20 protein-coding genes are annotated in these 15,491 nt (G+C 71.1%); 8 read left to right on the forward strand and 12 right to left on the reverse strand.

The features are described from left to right. Nucleotides 1-7 precede the first annotated feature (7 nt). Entirely contained in the window at nucleotides 8-211 is a 204-nt protein-coding gene (locus tag EHS43_RS19090; protein WP_125191979.1) for a hypothetical protein, read from the reverse strand. Here EHS43_RS19090 and EHS43_RS19095 point away from each other — a divergent pair. Continuing rightward, nucleotides 210-662: an ATP-binding protein gene (locus EHS43_RS19095; protein ID WP_125191980.1), complete on the forward strand. Its 453-nt coding sequence runs from the start codon at nucleotides 210-212 to the stop codon at nucleotides 660-662. The two genes, EHS43_RS19090 and EHS43_RS19095, sit on opposite strands and share 2 nt — an antisense overlap. 133 nt (nucleotides 663-795) lie before the next feature. Here EHS43_RS19095 and EHS43_RS19100 read toward each other — a convergent pair whose 3' ends face one another. Then, on the reverse strand, nucleotides 796-1,692 hold the full coding sequence (locus EHS43_RS19100; RefSeq protein WP_125191981.1) for an RNA polymerase sigma factor SigF: 897 nt from the start codon (nucleotides 1,690-1,692) through the stop codon (nucleotides 796-798). A 218-nt stretch (nucleotides 1,693-1,910) separates the two neighbouring features. Continuing rightward, nucleotides 1,911-2,690: a class I SAM-dependent methyltransferase gene (locus EHS43_RS19105; RefSeq protein WP_125191982.1), complete on the reverse strand. Its 780-nt coding sequence runs from the start codon at nucleotides 2,688-2,690 to the stop codon at nucleotides 1,911-1,913. 88 nt (nucleotides 2,691-2,778) lie between these two features. Between EHS43_RS19105 and EHS43_RS48795 the strand changes: the two genes are divergently transcribed. Then, complete coding sequence (locus EHS43_RS48795; RefSeq protein ID WP_125191983.1) at nucleotides 2,779-3,207, forward strand: helix-turn-helix domain-containing protein; 429 nt, start codon at nucleotides 2,779-2,781, stop codon at nucleotides 3,205-3,207. Nucleotides 3,208-3,225: 18 nt separating this feature from the next. Here EHS43_RS48795 and EHS43_RS19115 read toward each other — a convergent pair whose 3' ends face one another. From EHS43_RS19115 to EHS43_RS19125, 3 genes are all read right to left on the reverse strand, one after another. Continuing rightward, nucleotides 3,226-3,828: a ClpP family protease gene (locus EHS43_RS19115; protein WP_125191984.1), complete on the reverse strand. Its 603-nt coding sequence runs from the start codon at nucleotides 3,826-3,828 to the stop codon at nucleotides 3,226-3,228. Between the two features lies 1 nt (nucleotide 3,829). Continuing rightward, nucleotides 3,830-4,453, reverse strand: coding sequence for a ClpP family protease (locus tag EHS43_RS19120; protein ID WP_125191985.1), 624 nt, complete (start codon nucleotides 4,451-4,453; stop codon nucleotides 3,830-3,832). A gap of 135 nt (nucleotides 4,454-4,588) precedes the next feature. Continuing rightward, nucleotides 4,589-5,785, reverse strand: a complete 1,197-nt coding sequence (locus EHS43_RS19125; RefSeq protein WP_125191986.1) for an epoxide hydrolase family protein — start codon at nucleotides 5,783-5,785, stop codon at nucleotides 4,589-4,591. A gap of 122 nt (nucleotides 5,786-5,907) precedes the next feature. Between EHS43_RS19125 and EHS43_RS19130 the strand changes: the two genes are divergently transcribed. Next, complete coding sequence (locus EHS43_RS19130) at nucleotides 5,908-6,390, forward strand: VOC family protein (protein WP_125191987.1); 483 nt, start codon at nucleotides 5,908-5,910, stop codon at nucleotides 6,388-6,390. A 3-nt stretch (nucleotides 6,391-6,393) separates the two neighbouring features. Here EHS43_RS19130 and EHS43_RS19135 read toward each other — a convergent pair whose 3' ends face one another. Beyond that, the gene (locus tag EHS43_RS19135; RefSeq protein ID WP_125191988.1) at nucleotides 6,394-7,302 is read right to left on the reverse strand and encodes an SGNH/GDSL hydrolase family protein; all 909 of its coding nucleotides are present in this window, start codon (nucleotides 7,300-7,302) and stop codon (nucleotides 6,394-6,396) included. 82 nt (nucleotides 7,303-7,384) lie between these two features. Further along, nucleotides 7,385-7,531, reverse strand: a complete 147-nt coding sequence (locus EHS43_RS46520; protein ID WP_185806307.1) for a hypothetical protein — start codon at nucleotides 7,529-7,531, stop codon at nucleotides 7,385-7,387. Here EHS43_RS46520 and EHS43_RS19140 point away from each other — a divergent pair. After that, a complete protein-coding gene (locus EHS43_RS19140; RefSeq protein ID WP_125191989.1) occupies nucleotides 7,473-7,817 on the forward strand; it encodes an STAS domain-containing protein in 345 nt (114 codons plus the stop codon). The two genes, EHS43_RS46520 and EHS43_RS19140, sit on opposite strands and share 59 nt — an antisense overlap. Before the next feature lie 39 nt (nucleotides 7,818-7,856). On the opposite strand, the gene EHS43_RS19145 is transcribed toward EHS43_RS19140, so the two are convergent. After that, nucleotides 7,857-8,864 carry a zinc-binding alcohol dehydrogenase family protein gene (locus EHS43_RS19145; RefSeq protein WP_185806306.1) on the reverse strand — a complete coding sequence of 336 codons (1,008 nt, stop codon included), beginning with the start codon at nucleotides 8,862-8,864 and terminating at the stop codon, nucleotides 7,857-7,859. Nucleotides 8,865-9,004: 140 nt separating this feature from the next. Between EHS43_RS19145 and EHS43_RS19150 the strand changes: the two genes are divergently transcribed. Together EHS43_RS19150 and EHS43_RS19155 are read left to right on the forward strand one after the other, a co-directional pair. Beyond that, entirely contained in the window at nucleotides 9,005-9,805 is an 801-nt protein-coding gene (locus EHS43_RS19150) for a VOC family protein (protein WP_125191991.1), read from the forward strand. Between the two features lie 64 nt (nucleotides 9,806-9,869). After that, nucleotides 9,870-10,568 (forward strand): ribonuclease H, encoded by a 699-nt coding sequence (locus EHS43_RS19155; RefSeq protein WP_125191992.1) that lies wholly within the window; start codon nucleotides 9,870-9,872, stop codon nucleotides 10,566-10,568. A gap of 21 nt (nucleotides 10,569-10,589) precedes the next feature. On the opposite strand, the gene EHS43_RS19160 is transcribed toward EHS43_RS19155, so the two are convergent. The 3 genes from EHS43_RS19160 to EHS43_RS19170 form a co-directional block, all read right to left on the reverse strand. Continuing rightward, a complete protein-coding gene (locus tag EHS43_RS19160) occupies nucleotides 10,590-11,042 on the reverse strand; it encodes an SRPBCC family protein (RefSeq protein WP_125191993.1) in 453 nt (150 codons plus the stop codon). Between the two features lie 82 nt (nucleotides 11,043-11,124). Then, nucleotides 11,125-11,949: a tyrosinase family protein gene (locus tag EHS43_RS19165; RefSeq protein ID WP_125191994.1), complete on the reverse strand. Its 825-nt coding sequence runs from the start codon at nucleotides 11,947-11,949 to the stop codon at nucleotides 11,125-11,127. 32 nt (nucleotides 11,950-11,981) lie between these two features. Continuing rightward, nucleotides 11,982-12,326 (reverse strand): tyrosinase cofactor, encoded by a 345-nt coding sequence (locus EHS43_RS19170; protein WP_125191995.1) that lies wholly within the window; start codon nucleotides 12,324-12,326, stop codon nucleotides 11,982-11,984. Nucleotides 12,327-12,660: 334 nt separating this feature from the next. Here EHS43_RS19170 and EHS43_RS19175 point away from each other — a divergent pair, with 334 nt between their 5' ends. Beyond that, entirely contained in the window at nucleotides 12,661-13,878 is a 1,218-nt protein-coding gene (locus EHS43_RS19175; protein ID WP_125191996.1) for an FAD-dependent monooxygenase, read from the forward strand. 115 nt (nucleotides 13,879-13,993) lie between these two features. Beyond that, nucleotides 13,994-15,472, forward strand: a complete 1,479-nt coding sequence (locus tag EHS43_RS19180; protein WP_125191997.1) for an MFS transporter — start codon at nucleotides 13,994-13,996, stop codon at nucleotides 15,470-15,472. Nucleotides 15,473-15,491: the final 19 nt, after the last annotated feature.

A 15,491-nucleotide genomic window follows, 5' to 3' on the forward strand; every position in this document is an offset into this window, starting at 1 on the left:
CCCCAGGTCAGTCCAGTGCTCCGGGCTCCACGACACCGCAGCCGCCCCTCGCCTCCGACACCACGCCCACGACCACCCGGTCCGCACCCGTGTCCGACGCCGCGGTGTCCTGGTCGGTGTGACGCTTCTCCTGGACTGCACAGCCCGACTCGGGGTACGAGGACTGGTGCAGCAGCGTCCGGCCAGTCCGGCTTCCGAGAGAGAAACGCATGATCGATCACCTGGACGGGGCAGTGATACCGACTGGTTTCGACGTGCCCGTGGAACCCCTACGGCGGGCGGCGCACTACACCGGGGAGCCGGGAAGCATCGCCGAGGCGCGGTCGTTCGCCGCGGACTTCCTCGGCAGGCTCCGCACCGAGTGGTGTGCCGCCATCGGCGACCGTGCCGAGCAGGAGGTGCTCCTCGTGGTGAGCGAACTGGTCACCAACGCCGACCGGCACAGCAACGGGCCCTACATCCTTGAGCTGGAGGGCACCGACAGCACGGTCGCCGTCACCGTCTACGACAGCAGCGCCACCCTGCCCCGCAGGTTCCCCCGGGATCCCGAGCGCGTCGGCCGGCACGGGCTGGAGATCGTGCACGTCCTGGCGCGTGAGGTCGCCGCGGAACGCGTACCCGTGGGCAAGCGGGTCAGGGCCGTCCTGGGATTCGGCGACTAGGCAGCGGTCGAGCGAGCCGGTGTTCCGGCCGCTCCCGCGTCGTCGAGAATGCTCGTGGTCGTCGAGAACGCTCGTATCGCAAAGCGGGTGCCGTCCCTCAGGACGGCACCCGCTTTCTCGCTCTTCGTGCAGGTCAGGCGCAGCCGAGCTCGCCCAGCATGCCCTCGCGCAGTCGCGTGATGATCCGCTTGATCAGCCGGGACACGTGCATCTGCGAGCAGCCGAGCCGCTCACCGATCTCCGACTGGGTGGCCTCCTCCACGAACCGCATGTGGATGATCTGCCGATCGCGGTCGCTGAGCTCGGCCATCAGCGGGGCGAGTGACTGGAAGTCCTCGACGAGCCGCAGGCCGTCCTCCTCCACGCCGATGAAGTCGGCGAGCACCGCTTCGCCGCCCTCGGGGCCGTCACCGGTCAGGGCGGCGTCCAGGGACGAGGAGTTGTAGCCGTTCGAGGCGATCTGCGCCTCGATCACCTCGTTCTCGGAGATGTTCATCAGGGTGGCCAGTTCGGCGACCGTCGGGTCGCGGTCCAGCCGGCTGCCCAGTTCCTCACGGGCCTTGGCCAGCTCGACGCGCAGCTCCTGAAGGCGGCGCGGCACGTGCACGGCCCAGGTGGTGTCGCGGAAGAAGCGCTTGATCTCACCCACGATGTAGGGCAGGGCGAACGAGGTGAACTCGACCTCGCGGGAGATCTCGAAACGGTCGATCGCCTTGATCAGGCCGATCATGCCGGTCTGGACGATGTCCTCCATGTCGTCGCCGCGGCCGCGGAACCTTCCGGCCGCGAAGCGCACGAGCGACATGTTCATCTCAATGAGGGTGTTGCGCGCGTACTGGTATTCGTGCGTGCCTTCCTCGAGCTCGGTGAGGCGCTGGAAGAACTGGCGGGACAGCTCCCGTGCGTCCCGCGGGGCGACGGACCGCGGTTCCTCGACTCCCGGCAGGGGTGTCTCACCCGTCCTGGTCCCGCTGGCGTGCTCGGTGACCTGTGCCTCCGAACGGTTCACGGCGGTGACGGCGGTATGCATTACCTCTCCCACGAAAGTCACGGCTCGACGTCTGCCTCTTCGGCCTGGGTTGTCTCGGGTCCTGCGGTTGTGGCCTGCCGTGTACCCGGATCGCGACAACATATGCCTCCCCGGGCCACCGGCCGAATCCACCGCCCGCAGCTCCCTCGCGCTGCGTGTACCCGGGGTGCGCCGAAGCATGCCCACCAATGTGACCGGTGGCCGGAAATCGTCGGCCTTCAGGGGGTGACCCGGGTGGCGACGATCAATTCGTGCAGGTAGCGCTTGGTGACCCGGCCGTCGTGACGTGTCTCGATCAGGTCCCTGACACAGGCCAGCAGGCCCTCGCGCCGGGTGCTGTCGAGCGCCCGGTGGCCCGAGTAGGTGAGGAGTACGTCGATGTACTGGTCGGAGGTGTAGGTGATGTCCCGTTCGCATCGGATCACCGTCACGTCGTCGAAGCGCGGGCAGGTCTCGAACTCCGCCGTGTCCGGCACGATCTCCTCGGACGGCCGGAGCCGCAGCCCCGGCGGTGTCGCCGGGTCCCAGCGTTCGTAGCACTCCTGGACCCGGGCGAAGAAGTCGGCCGAGCCGCCCGCCACGTGGTGGGTGACCACGACGGCGAGGTGTCCGCCGGCCCGGAGCGCGTCCGCCGCCTTCTCCACCCGGACGGCCGGGTCGAGCCAGTGGAAGGCGGTGGCGCAGGCGAGCACGTCGAAGGGTTCCGCCGGCAGCGGCCAGCGCTCGAACTCGGCGGTCCGCACGTCGACCCGGGGGAAACCGCCCAGCCGCCGCCGGGCCACCGCGGCCATCGCGTCCCCCAGCTCCACCGCGGTGATGTGACAGCCGAACCCGGCAAGGGCACGGGTGAGCTGGCCGGTGCCCGGCCCCACCTCCATGACGCGGCTGTCGGGGCCGAGGCCGGTCAGCCGTGCCAACTCCGCGACCAGGGCGGGCGGATAGCCCGGCCGTGCCCTGTCGTACAGCTCCGCCGCGTCGTTGAACGTCTCGCGCAGCACGGGTCCCGGTGCCCTTCCGCTCGTCGATTCCACCCAGGGCAGAATGCCGCCCCCTTCCCCTGACGGCCACGGAATTTAGGCTGATCCGGTGAGCAACGAAGCGCCGAACCAAGCCCGCGTGATCCCCCTGCGCCCGCAGTCCGTGCGCCCGGGATCCGTCCGCCCGGTGTCCGAACGCCCCGCCGCCGCGCCGCCGAAGGAACCCGCCGCCAGGGAGAGCAGGGAACCCCTGTGGCGTGACCTCGTCGGAGACGTCCTGCGCCGCGAGCGCCTCGCCCAGGAGCGCACGCTCAAGGACGTGGCCGACGCGGCCCGGATCTCGATGCCCTACCTCTCCGAGGTCGAGCGCGGCCGCAAGGAGGCCTCCTCGGAGGTCCTGGCGGCCGCAGCCCAGGCCCTCGGGCTCGGCCTCGGTGACCTGCTCTCCCTGGCCCAGGGGGAGCTCACCCGGCACTCCGCGCGCACCCGGCGCGCGGTGCCGGGATCGCCGTACAACGGGATGTGCCTGGCGGCCTGACGCGGCGGGGCCGGTGCCTCAGACCGTCACGAGGCGCCGGCTCACCACCTCGTCGGCCAGGCCGTACTCCACGGCCTCCTGGGCGGTGAACACCTTGTCGCGGTCCATGTCCGCGCGCAGGGTCGCGATGTCGTGGCGGGTGTGACGGGCCAGCACCTCCTCGACCTGGGAGCGGATGCGGACCATCTCCTTGGCCTGCAGGGCGAGATCGGAGATCGCCCCGCGGCTGCCGCCGGAGGCGGGCTGACCGAGCAGCACGCGCGCGTGCTCCAGCACGAGCCGCCTTCCGGGATCCCCTCCGGCCAGCAGAACGGCCGCCGTGGAGGCCGCCTGGCCCACGCACAGCGTGGAGATCGGCGCCTGCACGTAGGTCATCGTGTCGTAGATCGCCATCAGCGAGGTGAACGATCCGCCGGGGGAGTTGATGTAGATCGAGATCTCGCTCTCCGGCGCCGCCGACTCCAGATGCAGCAGCTGCGCGATCACGACGTTGGCCACGCCGTCGTCGATCTCGGTGCCGAGGAAGATGATCCGCTCGGAGAGCAGCCGGCTGAACACGTCGGAGGACCGCTCGCCGTGCGCGGTGCGCTCGACGACGTACGGAATCGTGTAGTTCGCCATGTCAGAGCCCCATCCGTCGCCTGGAGGCGGCCGGGCGGACGTCCGCGAGGGACTCCACGACCCGGTCCACCATGCCGTACTCCCTGGCCTCCTCGGCCGTGAACCAGCGGTCGCGGTCGCCGTCGCGGGCGATCGTCTCCGGGGTCTGGCCCGTGTTCTCGGCGAGGAGGCGCTCCATGGTCTGCTTGCTGTGATCCAGGTTCTCCGCCTGGATCAGGATGTCGGCGGTGGTCCCGCCGATGCCCGCGGACCCCTGGTGCATCATGATCCGCGCGTTCGGCAGGGCGTACCGCTTGCCGGGCGTGCCGGCGCAGAGCAGGAACTGGCCCATGCTCGCCGCGAAGCCCATCGCGAGCGTCGAGACGTCATTGGGGATCAGCCGCATCGTGTCGTAGATCGCGAGACCCGCGTACACGGAGCCGCCCGGACTGTTGATGTACAGGCTGATGTCGGTGCGCGGGTCCTCCCCGGACAGGACCAGCAGCTGGGAGCAGACCCGGTTGGCGGAGACCTCGTCGACCTGGGTGCCCAGCAGCACGATGCGCTGGGCGAGGAGCTGGGCGGCCAGTTGGTCGTCGAAGCGGGTGGGAGGGGTGTCGCCGTCCTCGGCCCGGATGGAAGTCATGGGCGGTCCTCGTGGTCGTAGGGATGCCGTCGGCTCCACTGTCGACCGCGGACCCCGCCCCGAGGCGGTTTCTCTGCCGGTGGCAGATTCGCCACCGGCAGAGCGCGGCCCCGGGAGGGCTCAGCCCGTCTCTGCTCAGCCCGTCCCGCGCACCTGGCGGAAGAACGCCCGCACGTCCCCCACCAGCAGGTCCGGCTCCTCCATCGCCGCGAAGTGGCCGCCCCGGTCGAACTCGGTCCAGCGCACCAGGTTCTCGGTGCGCTGCGCTTTGTGCCGCAGCGGGACCTGGATCTCGGCAGGGAAGACGGCGAGGGCGGTGGGCACGGTCGAGGGTTCGGTGGGCCGGGCCGCGCGGTCACCGGTGGCGTGCGCCCGCTCGTAGTAGATCCGGGCGGCCGAACCGGCGGTCCCGGTCAGCCAGTACAGCATCACGTTGGTCAGCAGCCGGTCCCGGTCCACGGCCTCCTCGGGCAGTTCGGCGGAGTCGGTCCACTCCTGGAACTTCTCGACGATCCAGGCGAGTTGGCCGACCGGCGAGTCGGTGAGCGCGTAGGCGAGGGTCTGCGGGCGGGTGGAGTGCAGGACGGCGTACCCGGTGCCCTCGCCCGACCAGGCACTCCACCGGCGCCACGATGCGAGGGCGCGCTCGCGCTCGGCGGGCTCCAGCGCGGCGAGCTCCTCCTCGGTCGGTTCACGGGTGGCCTGCGCGCCCGGCAGCAGGTTGAGGTGGACGCCGATGACCCGCTCGGGATGGGCGCGGCCCAGCTCCCGGGAGATCACCGAACCCCAGTCGCCGCCCTGCGCGCCGAACCGCTCGTAGCCGAGCCGGGTCATCAGTTCGGCCCACGCGCCGGCGATCCGGCCCGCCTCCCAGCCGGTGTCCGCGGGCGGCCCGGACAGCCCGAAGCCGGGGATGCTCGGGACGACGACATGGAAGGCGTCGGCCGGATCGCCGCCGTGGGCGGCCGGATCGGTCAACGGGCCCACCACGTCCAGGAACTCGACGATCGAGCCGGGCCAGCCGTGCGTGACGATCAAGGGGGTGGCGTCCGGCTCGGGGGAGCGGATGTGCGCGAAGTGCACGGTCGTGCCGTCGATGACGGTCGTGAACTGCGGCCACTCGTTCAGCCGGGCCTCGGCCGCGCGCCAGTCGTAGGAGTGCCGCCAGTGGTCCGCGAGCTCGCGCAGATACCCGGCCGGGACGCCGTACGCCCACCCCGTGGCCGAGAGGTCGTCGGGCCAGCGGGTGCGGTCGAGCCGGTCGTGGAGGTCGTCGAGCTCGCTCTGCGGAATGTCTAGGCGGAAGGGCGTGATGCACTCAGTAGACGTCATGCGGGGATGCTAGGCCGCACCGGTGTATGAGCCACGTGGATCGGCCGGCCGCGCGACCGATGAGTTCCGCGTCGAGGATCGGTCCTCAGAGAGACCGCAGCATGACACCTCAGGAGGAAACCATGGCGAGCAAGCCTTTCACCACGTGTCTCTGGTTCGACGGCCAGGCCGAGGAAGCCGCGCACTTCTACGTCTCGGTCTTCAAGGACTCCACCATCGGGAGGGTCACCCACTATCCCGAGGGCGCGATGCAGCCCGCCGGGAGCGTCCTGACGGTGGACTTCACGGCCAACGGGCAGCACTTCGTCGCTCTCAACGGCGGACCGCAGTTCAAGTTCACCGAAGCCGTCTCCTTCCAGATCTTCTGCGCGGACCAGGAGGAGATCGACTACTACTGGACCAAGCTCACCGAGAACGGCGGCGAACCCGGCCCCTGCGGCTGGCTCAAGGACCGTTACGGCCTGTCGTGGCAGGTCGTGCCCGAGGGGCTCGCCGACATGGTGGCCGACCCGGACCCGGCGAAGGCGGCCCGCGTCACCAAGGCGTTCATGGCGATGAGCAAGTTCGACGTGGCCGCCCTGGAGAAGGCGTACGCGGGCGAGTGAGCGTCAGCCGGCGGGCACCCGGCCGACCACCCGCGTGATCTCCCGGGCGATCCGCAGGATGCCGGGGGAGCGCACCGGACAGGGCCGCGGCGTGGACGTCGTGGGCGCCAGACAGAAGTGCAGGTAGTCCTTGTCGAGATGCAGGGCGGTGCGGTCGCGGTCCGGCTCGGTGCAGTAGTCGGGATGCTCGTGCTCGTAGGCGGTGCACGGCAGGTACTGCACCCAGGAGTAACGGGACCCGGCGGGGGCCACCGTCGCGCCCGCGTCGGCCACGACGTCACCCGAGGCGGCGGCCTGCTCCTCGTACAGCTCGTTCACGCGCCGGACCCGGTCGGGGGTGATCGGGTCCGGGCCCTGGGCCACCCACACGATCCGCGGTCGCCGGGCACCGCCCGCCGCGGCGATCTGACCGGTCAGCCTCCTCAGGTCCGCCCGGTACCTGTCGAAGTACCGCTGCGGCGAGGCGGCGTGGCTGATCCCGTCCATGCACCACGTGTAGCCCCACGCGTTGCCCCAGAACTGCAGCACCACCACGTCCGGGTGCAGCGCCCGGACCAGCGCGCCCGCCTTGTCGCGGTCGGGCACCAGGGACTTCTTCCCCGTGCCCTCCAGGTAGTCGCACAGCGTGGTGCCCGAGTAGGGCGCGCTCGTGTACGTGGCCCGCAGTTCCCGGCGCAGCTGCTGCCCGAGGACCTGCTGGGCCTCCATGGCGAGCGAGTCGCCCAGATACAGCACCCGCGGGGCCACGACCGCCGCGGAGGCCCGCGGGGAGGACTGGGCGCGCTGCCGCGTGGTGGCCGCACGGGGGACGTCCGGTGTCGGCGGTGCCGTTCCGGGCCCGTCCGACGGATCCGAGCAGGCCCCGAGCAGCAGGACTGCGGTCACCAACCCCACGATCCACGCTGTCCGCATGCGCGACTCCCGCCCCGGTCGCCGAAAAACGGTTCCCCAGGCAAGCACAGCCGGGCCCAGGGGGGAAGACACACGGCACGGGTCAGTCGCCGGCCCGGCGCGCCAGGATCTCCGTCAGCTCGGTCAGCGACAGCGGCTGCGGCTTGGCCGTCCGGGACAGCGCGCGGTCGGTGCCCTGGCTGAACCCGGAGAGCGCGATCAGCCGCAGCCCCTCGCCGCCCGGTCTCACCGAATCGCGCGGTGAGGCCGGGCTCGGGGCCGCCCATCGGCTGCGCGGCCGGCTCGCCTGCCTCGTGGCCCTCGCCGCCCCGGCGTACGTCGTCGATCTGCGCCCGGTCTCCTTCGTCGACTCCACCGGTCTCAACCTGCTGCTCCGGCTGCGCCGACGGGTCCTGGAGGGCGGCGCGACCTTCTCCGTGCTGTGCGCCCCGGGCACCCGCCGGCTGCTGAGGGCGCACGGCACGCTGGAGGTCTTCGACCCGGCGGACACGTGGGATGGGGCGACGCGCCGCTGACACAGCCGGTGCGTCACGTGCGGGTGACTCCCGCGCTCCTCAGGACAGGTCGTTCACCAGTACGGCCGCCCCGTCGAAGCGCCCCGCCTTCAGGTCGCGCAACGCCTTGTCGGCCTGGGACAGCGGATACGTGTGCGTCCGCGCGCGCACCCCGTGCCGGGCGGCCAGGGCCAGGAACTCCCGCGCGTCCGCACGGGTGTTGGAGGTGACACTGCGGACCTCCTTCTCGTAGAAGAGGTCGCTCTCGTAGTGCAACGGCGGCACGTCGCTGAGGTGGATCCCGGCGATCGCCAGTACCCCGCCCCGGTCCAGGGCCCGCAGTGCGACGGGCACCAGGTCGCCCACCGGCGCGAACAGGATCGCGCTGTCCAGCGGCTCGGGCGGCGTGTCGTACGCGTCCCGCGCCGACGCGGCTCCCAGTTCCAGCGCCAGCTTCCGGGCGTCCGCGCCCCGGGTCAGGACGTGCACGGTGGCGCCCTGGGCCAGGGCCACCTGGGCGCACAGATGGGCGCTGCCCCCGAAGCCGTACAGCCCGAGGCGTCCGCCCGGTGGCAGCGAGGCCCGCCGCAGGGCGCGGTAGCCGATGATGCCGGCGCAGAGCAGGGGTGCGAGCGGCACGTCGTCGAGGCCCTCGGGCAGACGGTGGGCGAAGGCCGCCGGCACGACCGTGTACTCCGCGTAGCCGCCGTCCGCGTCCCAGCCGGTGTACCGGGAGGCGGGGCAGAGGTTCTCCGAGCCGCGGACACAGTAGGCGCACGTCCCGTCGGTCCACCGCAGCCAGGCCACCCCCACCCGCTCACCGACCTCGAAGCCGCGCACCGCCGGTCCGCGGGCTGCCACCTCGCCGACGACCTCGTGCCCCGGTGTCACGCCGGGCCGGCGCACCGGCAGATCCCCCTCGGTGACGTGCAGGTCCGTGCGGCACACCCCGCACGCGCGCACATGGACGAGGAGCTCATCGGCCCCCGGCTCCGGGACCGGCCTCTCGACGAACCGGAGCGGGCCCTGCTCGACCGGCCCCGGCGTCACCACCGACCACGCTCGCATCGCCATGGGGGTCTCCTCCCTCACTGATCGTCCCCTCTGTCCAGTCTGGTACGGAATCGCCCGTTCGACGCGCGGTCGGGCGCACCCGTGACTAGCGTGTGGAGACGGACCGACCAACGATTCGGGAAGGGTTCGCGATCATGGCCGTGCAACCTGAGGGAACCCCCTGCTGGGCCGACGCGATGTTCAGCGACGTCGAGGGAGCCAAGAGCTTCTACGCAGACGTCCTCGGCTGGACCTTCGGCGAGGCGTCTTCGCAGTACGGCAACTACACGCAGGCCTACGCGGACGGCAAGGCCGTCGCGGCCGTCGTGCCGCCCATGCCGGGGCAGGAGGGGCAGTCGCAGTGGTGCCTGTACCTCGCGTCACCGGACGCGGCCGCCACCGCCGGCAGGATCCGTGAGAACGGCGGCGAGGTGCTCATGGAACCGATGCAGGTCGGCGACTTCGGCACGATGTGCCTGGCGCGCGACCCGAGCGGCGTCGTCTTCGGCGTGTGGCAGGGCGCCGCCCACGAGGGCTTCGAGGCACCGCCCGAGCAGCCCGGCGCGTTCTGCTGGGCCGAGATCTACACCCGGGACATCGAGAAGTCCGACGCGTTCTTCCCCGCGGTCTTCGGCTACAGCGCCAAGCAGATGCAGGACGACGCCATCGACTTCCGCATGTTCAACCTCGGGGACGACACCGTCCTCGGCCGCATGAAGATGACCGACGACTTCCCGCCCGAGGTACCGGCGTACATCAACGTCTACTTCAGCGTCGACAACTGCGACGACGCCGTGGCCCGCGCCACGAAGCTGGGGGCCGTCCTGCGCTTCGGGCCCATGGACTCGCCGTTCGGCCGCTTCGCGGCCCTCAGCGACCCGCAGGGCGCGAACTTCTCGGTCATCGACGTGACGACGACCCAGGGCGAGATGCCGCAGATCAACGACGTGCCCTAGCCGTACCCGTCGCCGCAGCCGAGCGGGATCCGGTGGGGTGAACGGGCGCCCCTGCGCTCATGGCATGATCGAGCGCATGCGTGAACGACTGGTGGCCGCGTGCGACGGGGCTTCGAAGGGAAATCCGGGGCCCGCGGCCTGGGCCTGGGTCATCGCGGACGAGTCGGAGACGCCGGACCGCTGGGAGGCCGGACCGCTCGGCAGGGCCACCAACAACGTCGCCGAACTCACCGCGCTGGAGCGGCTGCTCGCCGCCACCGACCCTGATGTGCCGCTGGAGGTCCGAATGGACTCCCAGTACGCCATGAAGGCCGTCACCACCTGGCTGCCCGGCTGGAAGCGCAACGGCTGGAAGACCTCCGCGGGCAAGCCGGTCGCCAACCAGGACCTCGTCGTACGGATCGACGAACTGCTCGACGGGCGCACGGTCGAGTTCCGTTACGTCCCCGCCCACCAGGTCGACGGCGACCCGCTGAACGACTTCGCCGACCGCGCGGCCAGCCAGGCGGCGATCGTCCAGGAGCCCGCGAGCAGCGAGCTGGGCTCCCCGCAGCCGCCGCCGTCACCGGACACCCCGAAAAAGAGCGACCGCCCCGCCCGGGCCAAGTCGCCCAAGCGGAGCGGTGCTTCGTCTTCCCGCACGATCAAGGCCAAGTTCCCCGGCCGGTGTCTGTGCGGACGTTCCTACGCGGCGGGCGAGCCCATCGCCAAGAACGCCCAGGGCTGGGGGCACCCGGAGTGCCGTACGGAAGCGGCCGGTTAGCGGCCGGCCGGCGCGCGTCGGTCAGATGACCGCGCCGCGCCACTCACCGGTCTCCTGACCGCGCTCCTCGATGAAGGTCTTGAAGCGCTCCAGGTCGCCCTTGGTCTGCCGCTTCACGAAGCCGAGCTTGTCGCCCACCTTCTCGGTGATGCTGTCCGGATGGAAGTCCATCTGGAGCATCACCTTGGTGTGGCCCTCGTCGAGCCGGTGGAAGGTCACCGCACCGGCTTGTTTGGTCTCACCGGCGATCGTGGTCCACGCGACCCGCTCGTCCGGGATCTGCTCGGTGATCTCCGCGTCGAACTCCCTGTGCACCCCGTTGACGTTGGTCACCCAGTGCGTGAGCGTGTCGGTGCGCTGTTCGATGCGCTCGACCCCGCTCATGAACTCGGGGAACGTCTCGAACTGCGTCCACTGGTTGTAGGCGGTGTGCACCGGCACGCCGACCTCGATGGATTCCTCGACCTGCGACACGGGTGAATCCCTCCTTCGTCCTCTCGGTGTGTGGGGCGCGGGTACCGCGTGATCCGCGGGGCAAACCGCCGCGAGACGACTCCTACTCGCTGTCGAAGGCGTAGTGGCGCGTGTGGTCCAGGAGGTCGGAGGGGCGCACGTCGTTCCAGGGCCTCATGGTCTCGTCGAGATCGACGACATCGGGCGTGCCGGCCGCCGGGGCGTACCGGGAGTCCGGGTGCCGCCGCTGCCACCGGGCCCACAGCTTGTCCACGTAGGCGTGGTGGAGCCAGAACACCGGATCGTTGGGGGAGACCCCGGTCGCCATCTGCCCGCCCACCCAGACGTGGACCCGGTTGTGCAGGTTGACCCCGCGCCAGCCCTCCAGATGGTTGCGGAAGCCGTCCGACGCACTGTTCCAGGGAGCCATGTCGTACGTCGCCATGGACAGCACCGACTCCACCTCGGCCGGGGTCGGCAGCTCCCGTACACCGCTCCCGAGCGAGCGCCGCAGATACGTCCGGCCGTCGACCCGTACGTTGATCGGCCAGTTGCCGGTGTCCGCGGCGAACGGACCGTCCATCACCCGTCCGTCCCGGCTGCGCCCGGTGCCGCCGAGGAAGTCGGGACCCCACAGCGAGGCGCGGGGCGTGCGGTCGGTGCTCCAGTCCCAGTAGGGGAGCGTCACCGAGGGGTCCACCGACTGCAGGGCCTGCTCGAAGTCGAGCAGGAATCTGCGGTGCCAGGGCAGGAAGGAGGGCGAACGGTGGCCGGTGCGCGGGCCGTTGTCGGTGTCGGCCATGATGAAGCCGTTGTGCGTGGTGACGAAGGTGTCGTAGCGGCCGCTGCGCTTCAGCTCCAGAAGGGCGGCGACGAACCGCCGCTTCTCGTCGGCGGTCAGGGTTGCCTGGTTCTTGCGGACGGTCATGTGCGGGTGCTCCAAAAGGGCTTACGGGGCGATCAGTTGGCGGGGAACGGCAGCAGCCGCGCGCCCTGGAGCTCGTCGACGGCGGCCCGTGCGGCGGCGCGCGGGGTGGGCACCGGGTCGTAGTGGCTGACGACGCTGATCCAGGTGCCGTCGGCGTTGCGCATCACGTGCAGTTCCACCCCGTCGACCGTCACCCGGTAGCCGCCGTGGTGGCCCCCGGTGGGCCGGCCCTGTATGCGGCGGCCCCGGTAGACCTCGTCGAAGGGTTCGGGGGAGTCGTGGTGGTGCTCCGTGGCGGCCGCGCGCGGGGCGGCGACGGTGACCGCGGCGAGGGCGGCCGTCGCGGTGAGCGCGGTACGGCGGGTGAGTTCCGGCATGCGGTGTACCTCCTGAGTCGACGGACTCCGCATGCCTATCGGCCCAGGTGAGAGCGGGAGAAATCGCTCGCGGGCGGTTGGCTGTGATCCAGACAATTACCTACATGTCGTGCAGCGTTGAACCAAGATGATCTTGCTGTGGAGAGGGCTTTCCGGAACCCGGACGGAGGAATTCCTTCTCTCCCGAGCCGCGGATCCGATGATCCTTTGCGGGCGAACGCCCTGGCAGTGGCCCCCCTCACGTGCCGAAAGTGGCGCGAACCGGAGCAAGGGGCAGGTCCCCACCGGCTGCTACTGTGCGTTGCCACTTGACCGCTTTGGGTAATTGCTAGGGGTGCTTGTGAAGGTCGCCTGCGTCGGCGGCGGGCCCGCCGGCCTGTATCTCTCGATCCTGCTGAAACGGCAGGACCCGTCCCACGACATCACGGTCCACGAGCGCGACCCGGAGGGCTCGACCTACGGCTGGGGTGTCACCTACTGGCGTGGACTGCTCGACCGGCTCCACGCCCACGACCCCGAGTCCGCCCGCGCGATCGAGGAGGCCTCGGTCACCTGGAACCAGGGCGAGGCCCGGGTCCGCGACCTGGTCACCCGGCGGCCCAGCGACGAGGGCTTCGGCATCGGCCGCCACCGCCTGCTGGAGATCCTCGCCGCCCGGGCCCGCTCCCTGGGCGTACGACTGGAGTACGAGCGCGAGATCACCCACGGGAACCTCCCCGCCGCCGACCTCGTCGTGGCCGGCGACGGGGTGCGCAGCGCCCTGCGCACCGCACACGCCGAGCACTTCGGGGCCGAGGTCGAAGCGGGCCGCAACCACTACATCTGGCTCGGCACCAGCAAGGTCTTCGACTCCTTCACCTTCGCCTTCGTCGAGACCGACCACGGCTGGATCTGGTGCTACGGCTACGCCTTCAGCTCCGAGCGCAGCACCGTGGTCGTGGAGTGCGCACCGGCTACCTGGACCGGCCTCGGCCTCGACGGCGCGGCCGAGGCCGACGGACTCGCCCTGCTGGAGAAGCTGTTCGCCGACATCCTCGACGGCCACCCGCTGATCGGCCGCTCCGCCGGCTCGGGCGGCGCCCAGTGGCTGAACTTCCGCACCCTCACCAACCGCACCTGGTACCGCGACAACCTCGTCCTGCTCGGCGACGCCGCCCACACCACCCACTACTCCATCGGTGCCGGCACCACCCTCGCCCTGGAGGACGCCATCGCCCTGGCCGACGCCCTGCGCACGCACGGCGAACTTCCGCGGGCACTGTCCCGCTACGAGCGGCAGCGCAAGGCGGAACTGCTCTCCATCCAGAGCGCGGCCCGCTACAGCGCCCAGTGGTACGAGAACCTGCCCCGCTACATCGACCTGCCCCCTGAGCAGATGTTCGCCCTGCTCGGCCAGCGGCACTCGCCGCTGCTGCCCTACATCCCGCCCCAGCTGTACTACCGGATCGACAAGGCCGCCGGGCAGCTGGAGGTGCTGCGCAGGTTCAAGCGCTGGCTCGGGCCGAAGGTCGCGCGCAGCGTCCACGCCCGGGAGCTGGCCTCACGGAAGTGACCGCGGGCGGCTCGGCAGGGGTTGGGTGAATGGCGATTCACCGCTAAAGTGAATCCCCAGGTGAATAGCCATTCACCCACGGTTTCCCCTCTCGATTTCCCGATCCGGAGCACCGATGGACCAGCAGGGCCCGATACCCGAGCGCCTCGGAACCGGCCCGCGGGCCCGGCTCACCGTGCCGGTGCTGGCGATGTGCGGCATGCTCATGGCCGTCATGCAGACCGTGGTCGTCCCGCTGCTGCCGGACCTGCCCCGGCTGACGCACTCCTCGCCGGGCGCGGTCTCCTGGATGGTCACCGCGACCCTGCTGTCCGGAGCGGTCCTCACCCCGGTGCTCGGCCGCGCCGGTGACATGTACGGCAAGCGCAAGGTGCTGACGGCGTCCCTGGCCCTGATGACGGTCGGCTCGGTCATGTGCGCCCTGTCGTCCGACATCACCGTGCTCATCGCGGCCCGCGCCCTGCAAGGGGCCGCCGCCTCCGTGGTGCCGCTGTCGATCAGCATCCTGCGCGACGAACTGCCACCCGCACGCCGGGGTTCCGCGGTCGCGATGATGAGTTCCACCGTCGGCATCGGCGCCGCGCTCGGCCTGCCGCTGGCCGCCATGGTCGTCCAGTACGCCGACTGGCACACCATGTTCTGGATGACCAGCGCCCTCGGCGCCCTCGGCGTCGCGGCCGTCTCGTGGGCGGTCCGGGAGTCGCCGGTGCGACAGCCGGGCCGCTTCGACATCGCGGGCGCCCTGGGACTGGCCGTCGGCCTGGTCAGCCTGCTGCTCGGGGTCTCCCAGGGCGGTCAGTGGGGCTGGGCCAGTCCCCGCGTCCTCGGCCTCTTCCTGGTGTCCGTCGCCGTCCTGGCCCTGTGGTGGTGGCGCCAACTGCGCACCGAGGAGCCCCTGGTCGACCTGCGGCTCGTCACCCGCCCGCGGGTTGGCCTGTCCCACGTGGCCGCGCTGCTCACCGGTTTCGCCTTCTACGCCAACTCCCTGGTGACGGCCCAGTTGGTCCAGGCGCCGAAGGCCACCGGCTACGGGCTCGGCCTGTCGATCGTGGCCACGGGTCTGTGCCTGCTGCCCGGCGGCGTCACCATGCTGCTGTTCTCACCGCTCTCGGCCCGGATCTCCGCCTCCCGCGGCCCGCGCGTCACGCTCGCCCTCGGCGCCGCGGTGATTGCGTGCGGCTACGCGGTGCGCATCGCCGACAGCCGCGACCTGTGGATGGTCGTCCTGGGCGCGACCGTGGTGTCCACCGGCACCACCCTCGCCTACTCGGCGCTGCCCACCCTGATCCTGCGCGCCGTCCCGGCCGAGCAGACCGCCTCCGCCAACGGCGTCAACGTCCTGATGCGCACCATCGGCCAGGCGACCTCCAGCGCGGCGGTCGCGGCGGTGCTGGTCCACCACACCAGCCTGGTCGGCGGCGCGCCCGTGCCCACCCTGCACGGCTACCTGCTGGCCTTCGCCATGGCCGGCGCGGTCGCCCTCGCGGCCTGCGCGGCGGCCCTGACCATCCCCGGCGACTCCGGGCCCGAGGGAAGCCGCCGCGCCAAGGGCGGCACCCGGGACGCGCGGGACGAGGCGATGGAGGGAGCATGAGTGCCGTGAGCCCCAAGCC

This window comes from Streptomyces sp. RP5T (assembly GCF_003933965.1).
Lineage (GTDB): Bacteria > Actinomycetota > Actinomycetes > Streptomycetales > Streptomycetaceae > Streptomyces.

Coding starts and splice junctions, on each gene's coding strand:
- EHS43_RS19145 (WP_185806306.1), bottom strand. CDS start 8,864: ATGCGAGCGTGGTCGGTGGTGACGCCGGGGCCGGTCGAGCAGGGCCCG.
- EHS43_RS19120 (WP_125191985.1), bottom strand. CDS start 4,453: ATGACTTCCATCCGGGCCGAGGACGGCGACACCCCTCCCACCCGCTTC.
- EHS43_RS19155 (WP_125191992.1), top strand. CDS start 9,870: ATGATCGAGCGCATGCGTGAACGACTGGTGGCCGCGTGCGACGGGGCT.
- EHS43_RS19130 (WP_125191987.1), top strand. CDS start 5,908: ATGGCGAGCAAGCCTTTCACCACGTGTCTCTGGTTCGACGGCCAGGCC.
- EHS43_RS19115 (WP_125191984.1), bottom strand. CDS start 3,828: ATGGCGAACTACACGATTCCGTACGTCGTCGAGCGCACCGCGCACGGC.
- EHS43_RS19090 (WP_125191979.1), bottom strand. CDS start 211: ATGCGTTTCTCTCTCGGAAGCCGGACTGGCCGGACGCTGCTGCACCAG.
- EHS43_RS19180 (WP_125191997.1), top strand. CDS start 13,994: ATGGACCAGCAGGGCCCGATACCCGAGCGCCTCGGAACCGGCCCGCGG.
- EHS43_RS19125 (WP_125191986.1), bottom strand. CDS start 5,785: ATGACGTCTACTGAGTGCATCACGCCCTTCCGCCTAGACATTCCGCAG.
- EHS43_RS19100 (WP_125191981.1), bottom strand. CDS start 1,692: ATGCATACCGCCGTCACCGCCGTGAACCGTTCGGAGGCACAGGTCACC.
- EHS43_RS19095 (WP_125191980.1), top strand. CDS start 210: ATGATCGATCACCTGGACGGGGCAGTGATACCGACTGGTTTCGACGTG.
- EHS43_RS19135 (WP_125191988.1), bottom strand. CDS start 7,302: ATGCGGACAGCGTGGATCGTGGGGTTGGTGACCGCAGTCCTGCTGCTC.
- EHS43_RS19165 (WP_125191994.1), bottom strand. CDS start 11,949: ATGACCGTCCGCAAGAACCAGGCAACCCTGACCGCCGACGAGAAGCGG.
- EHS43_RS19150 (WP_125191991.1), top strand. CDS start 9,005: ATGGCCGTGCAACCTGAGGGAACCCCCTGCTGGGCCGACGCGATGTTC.
- EHS43_RS19170 (WP_125191995.1), bottom strand. CDS start 12,326: ATGCCGGAACTCACCCGCCGTACCGCGCTCACCGCGACGGCCGCCCTC.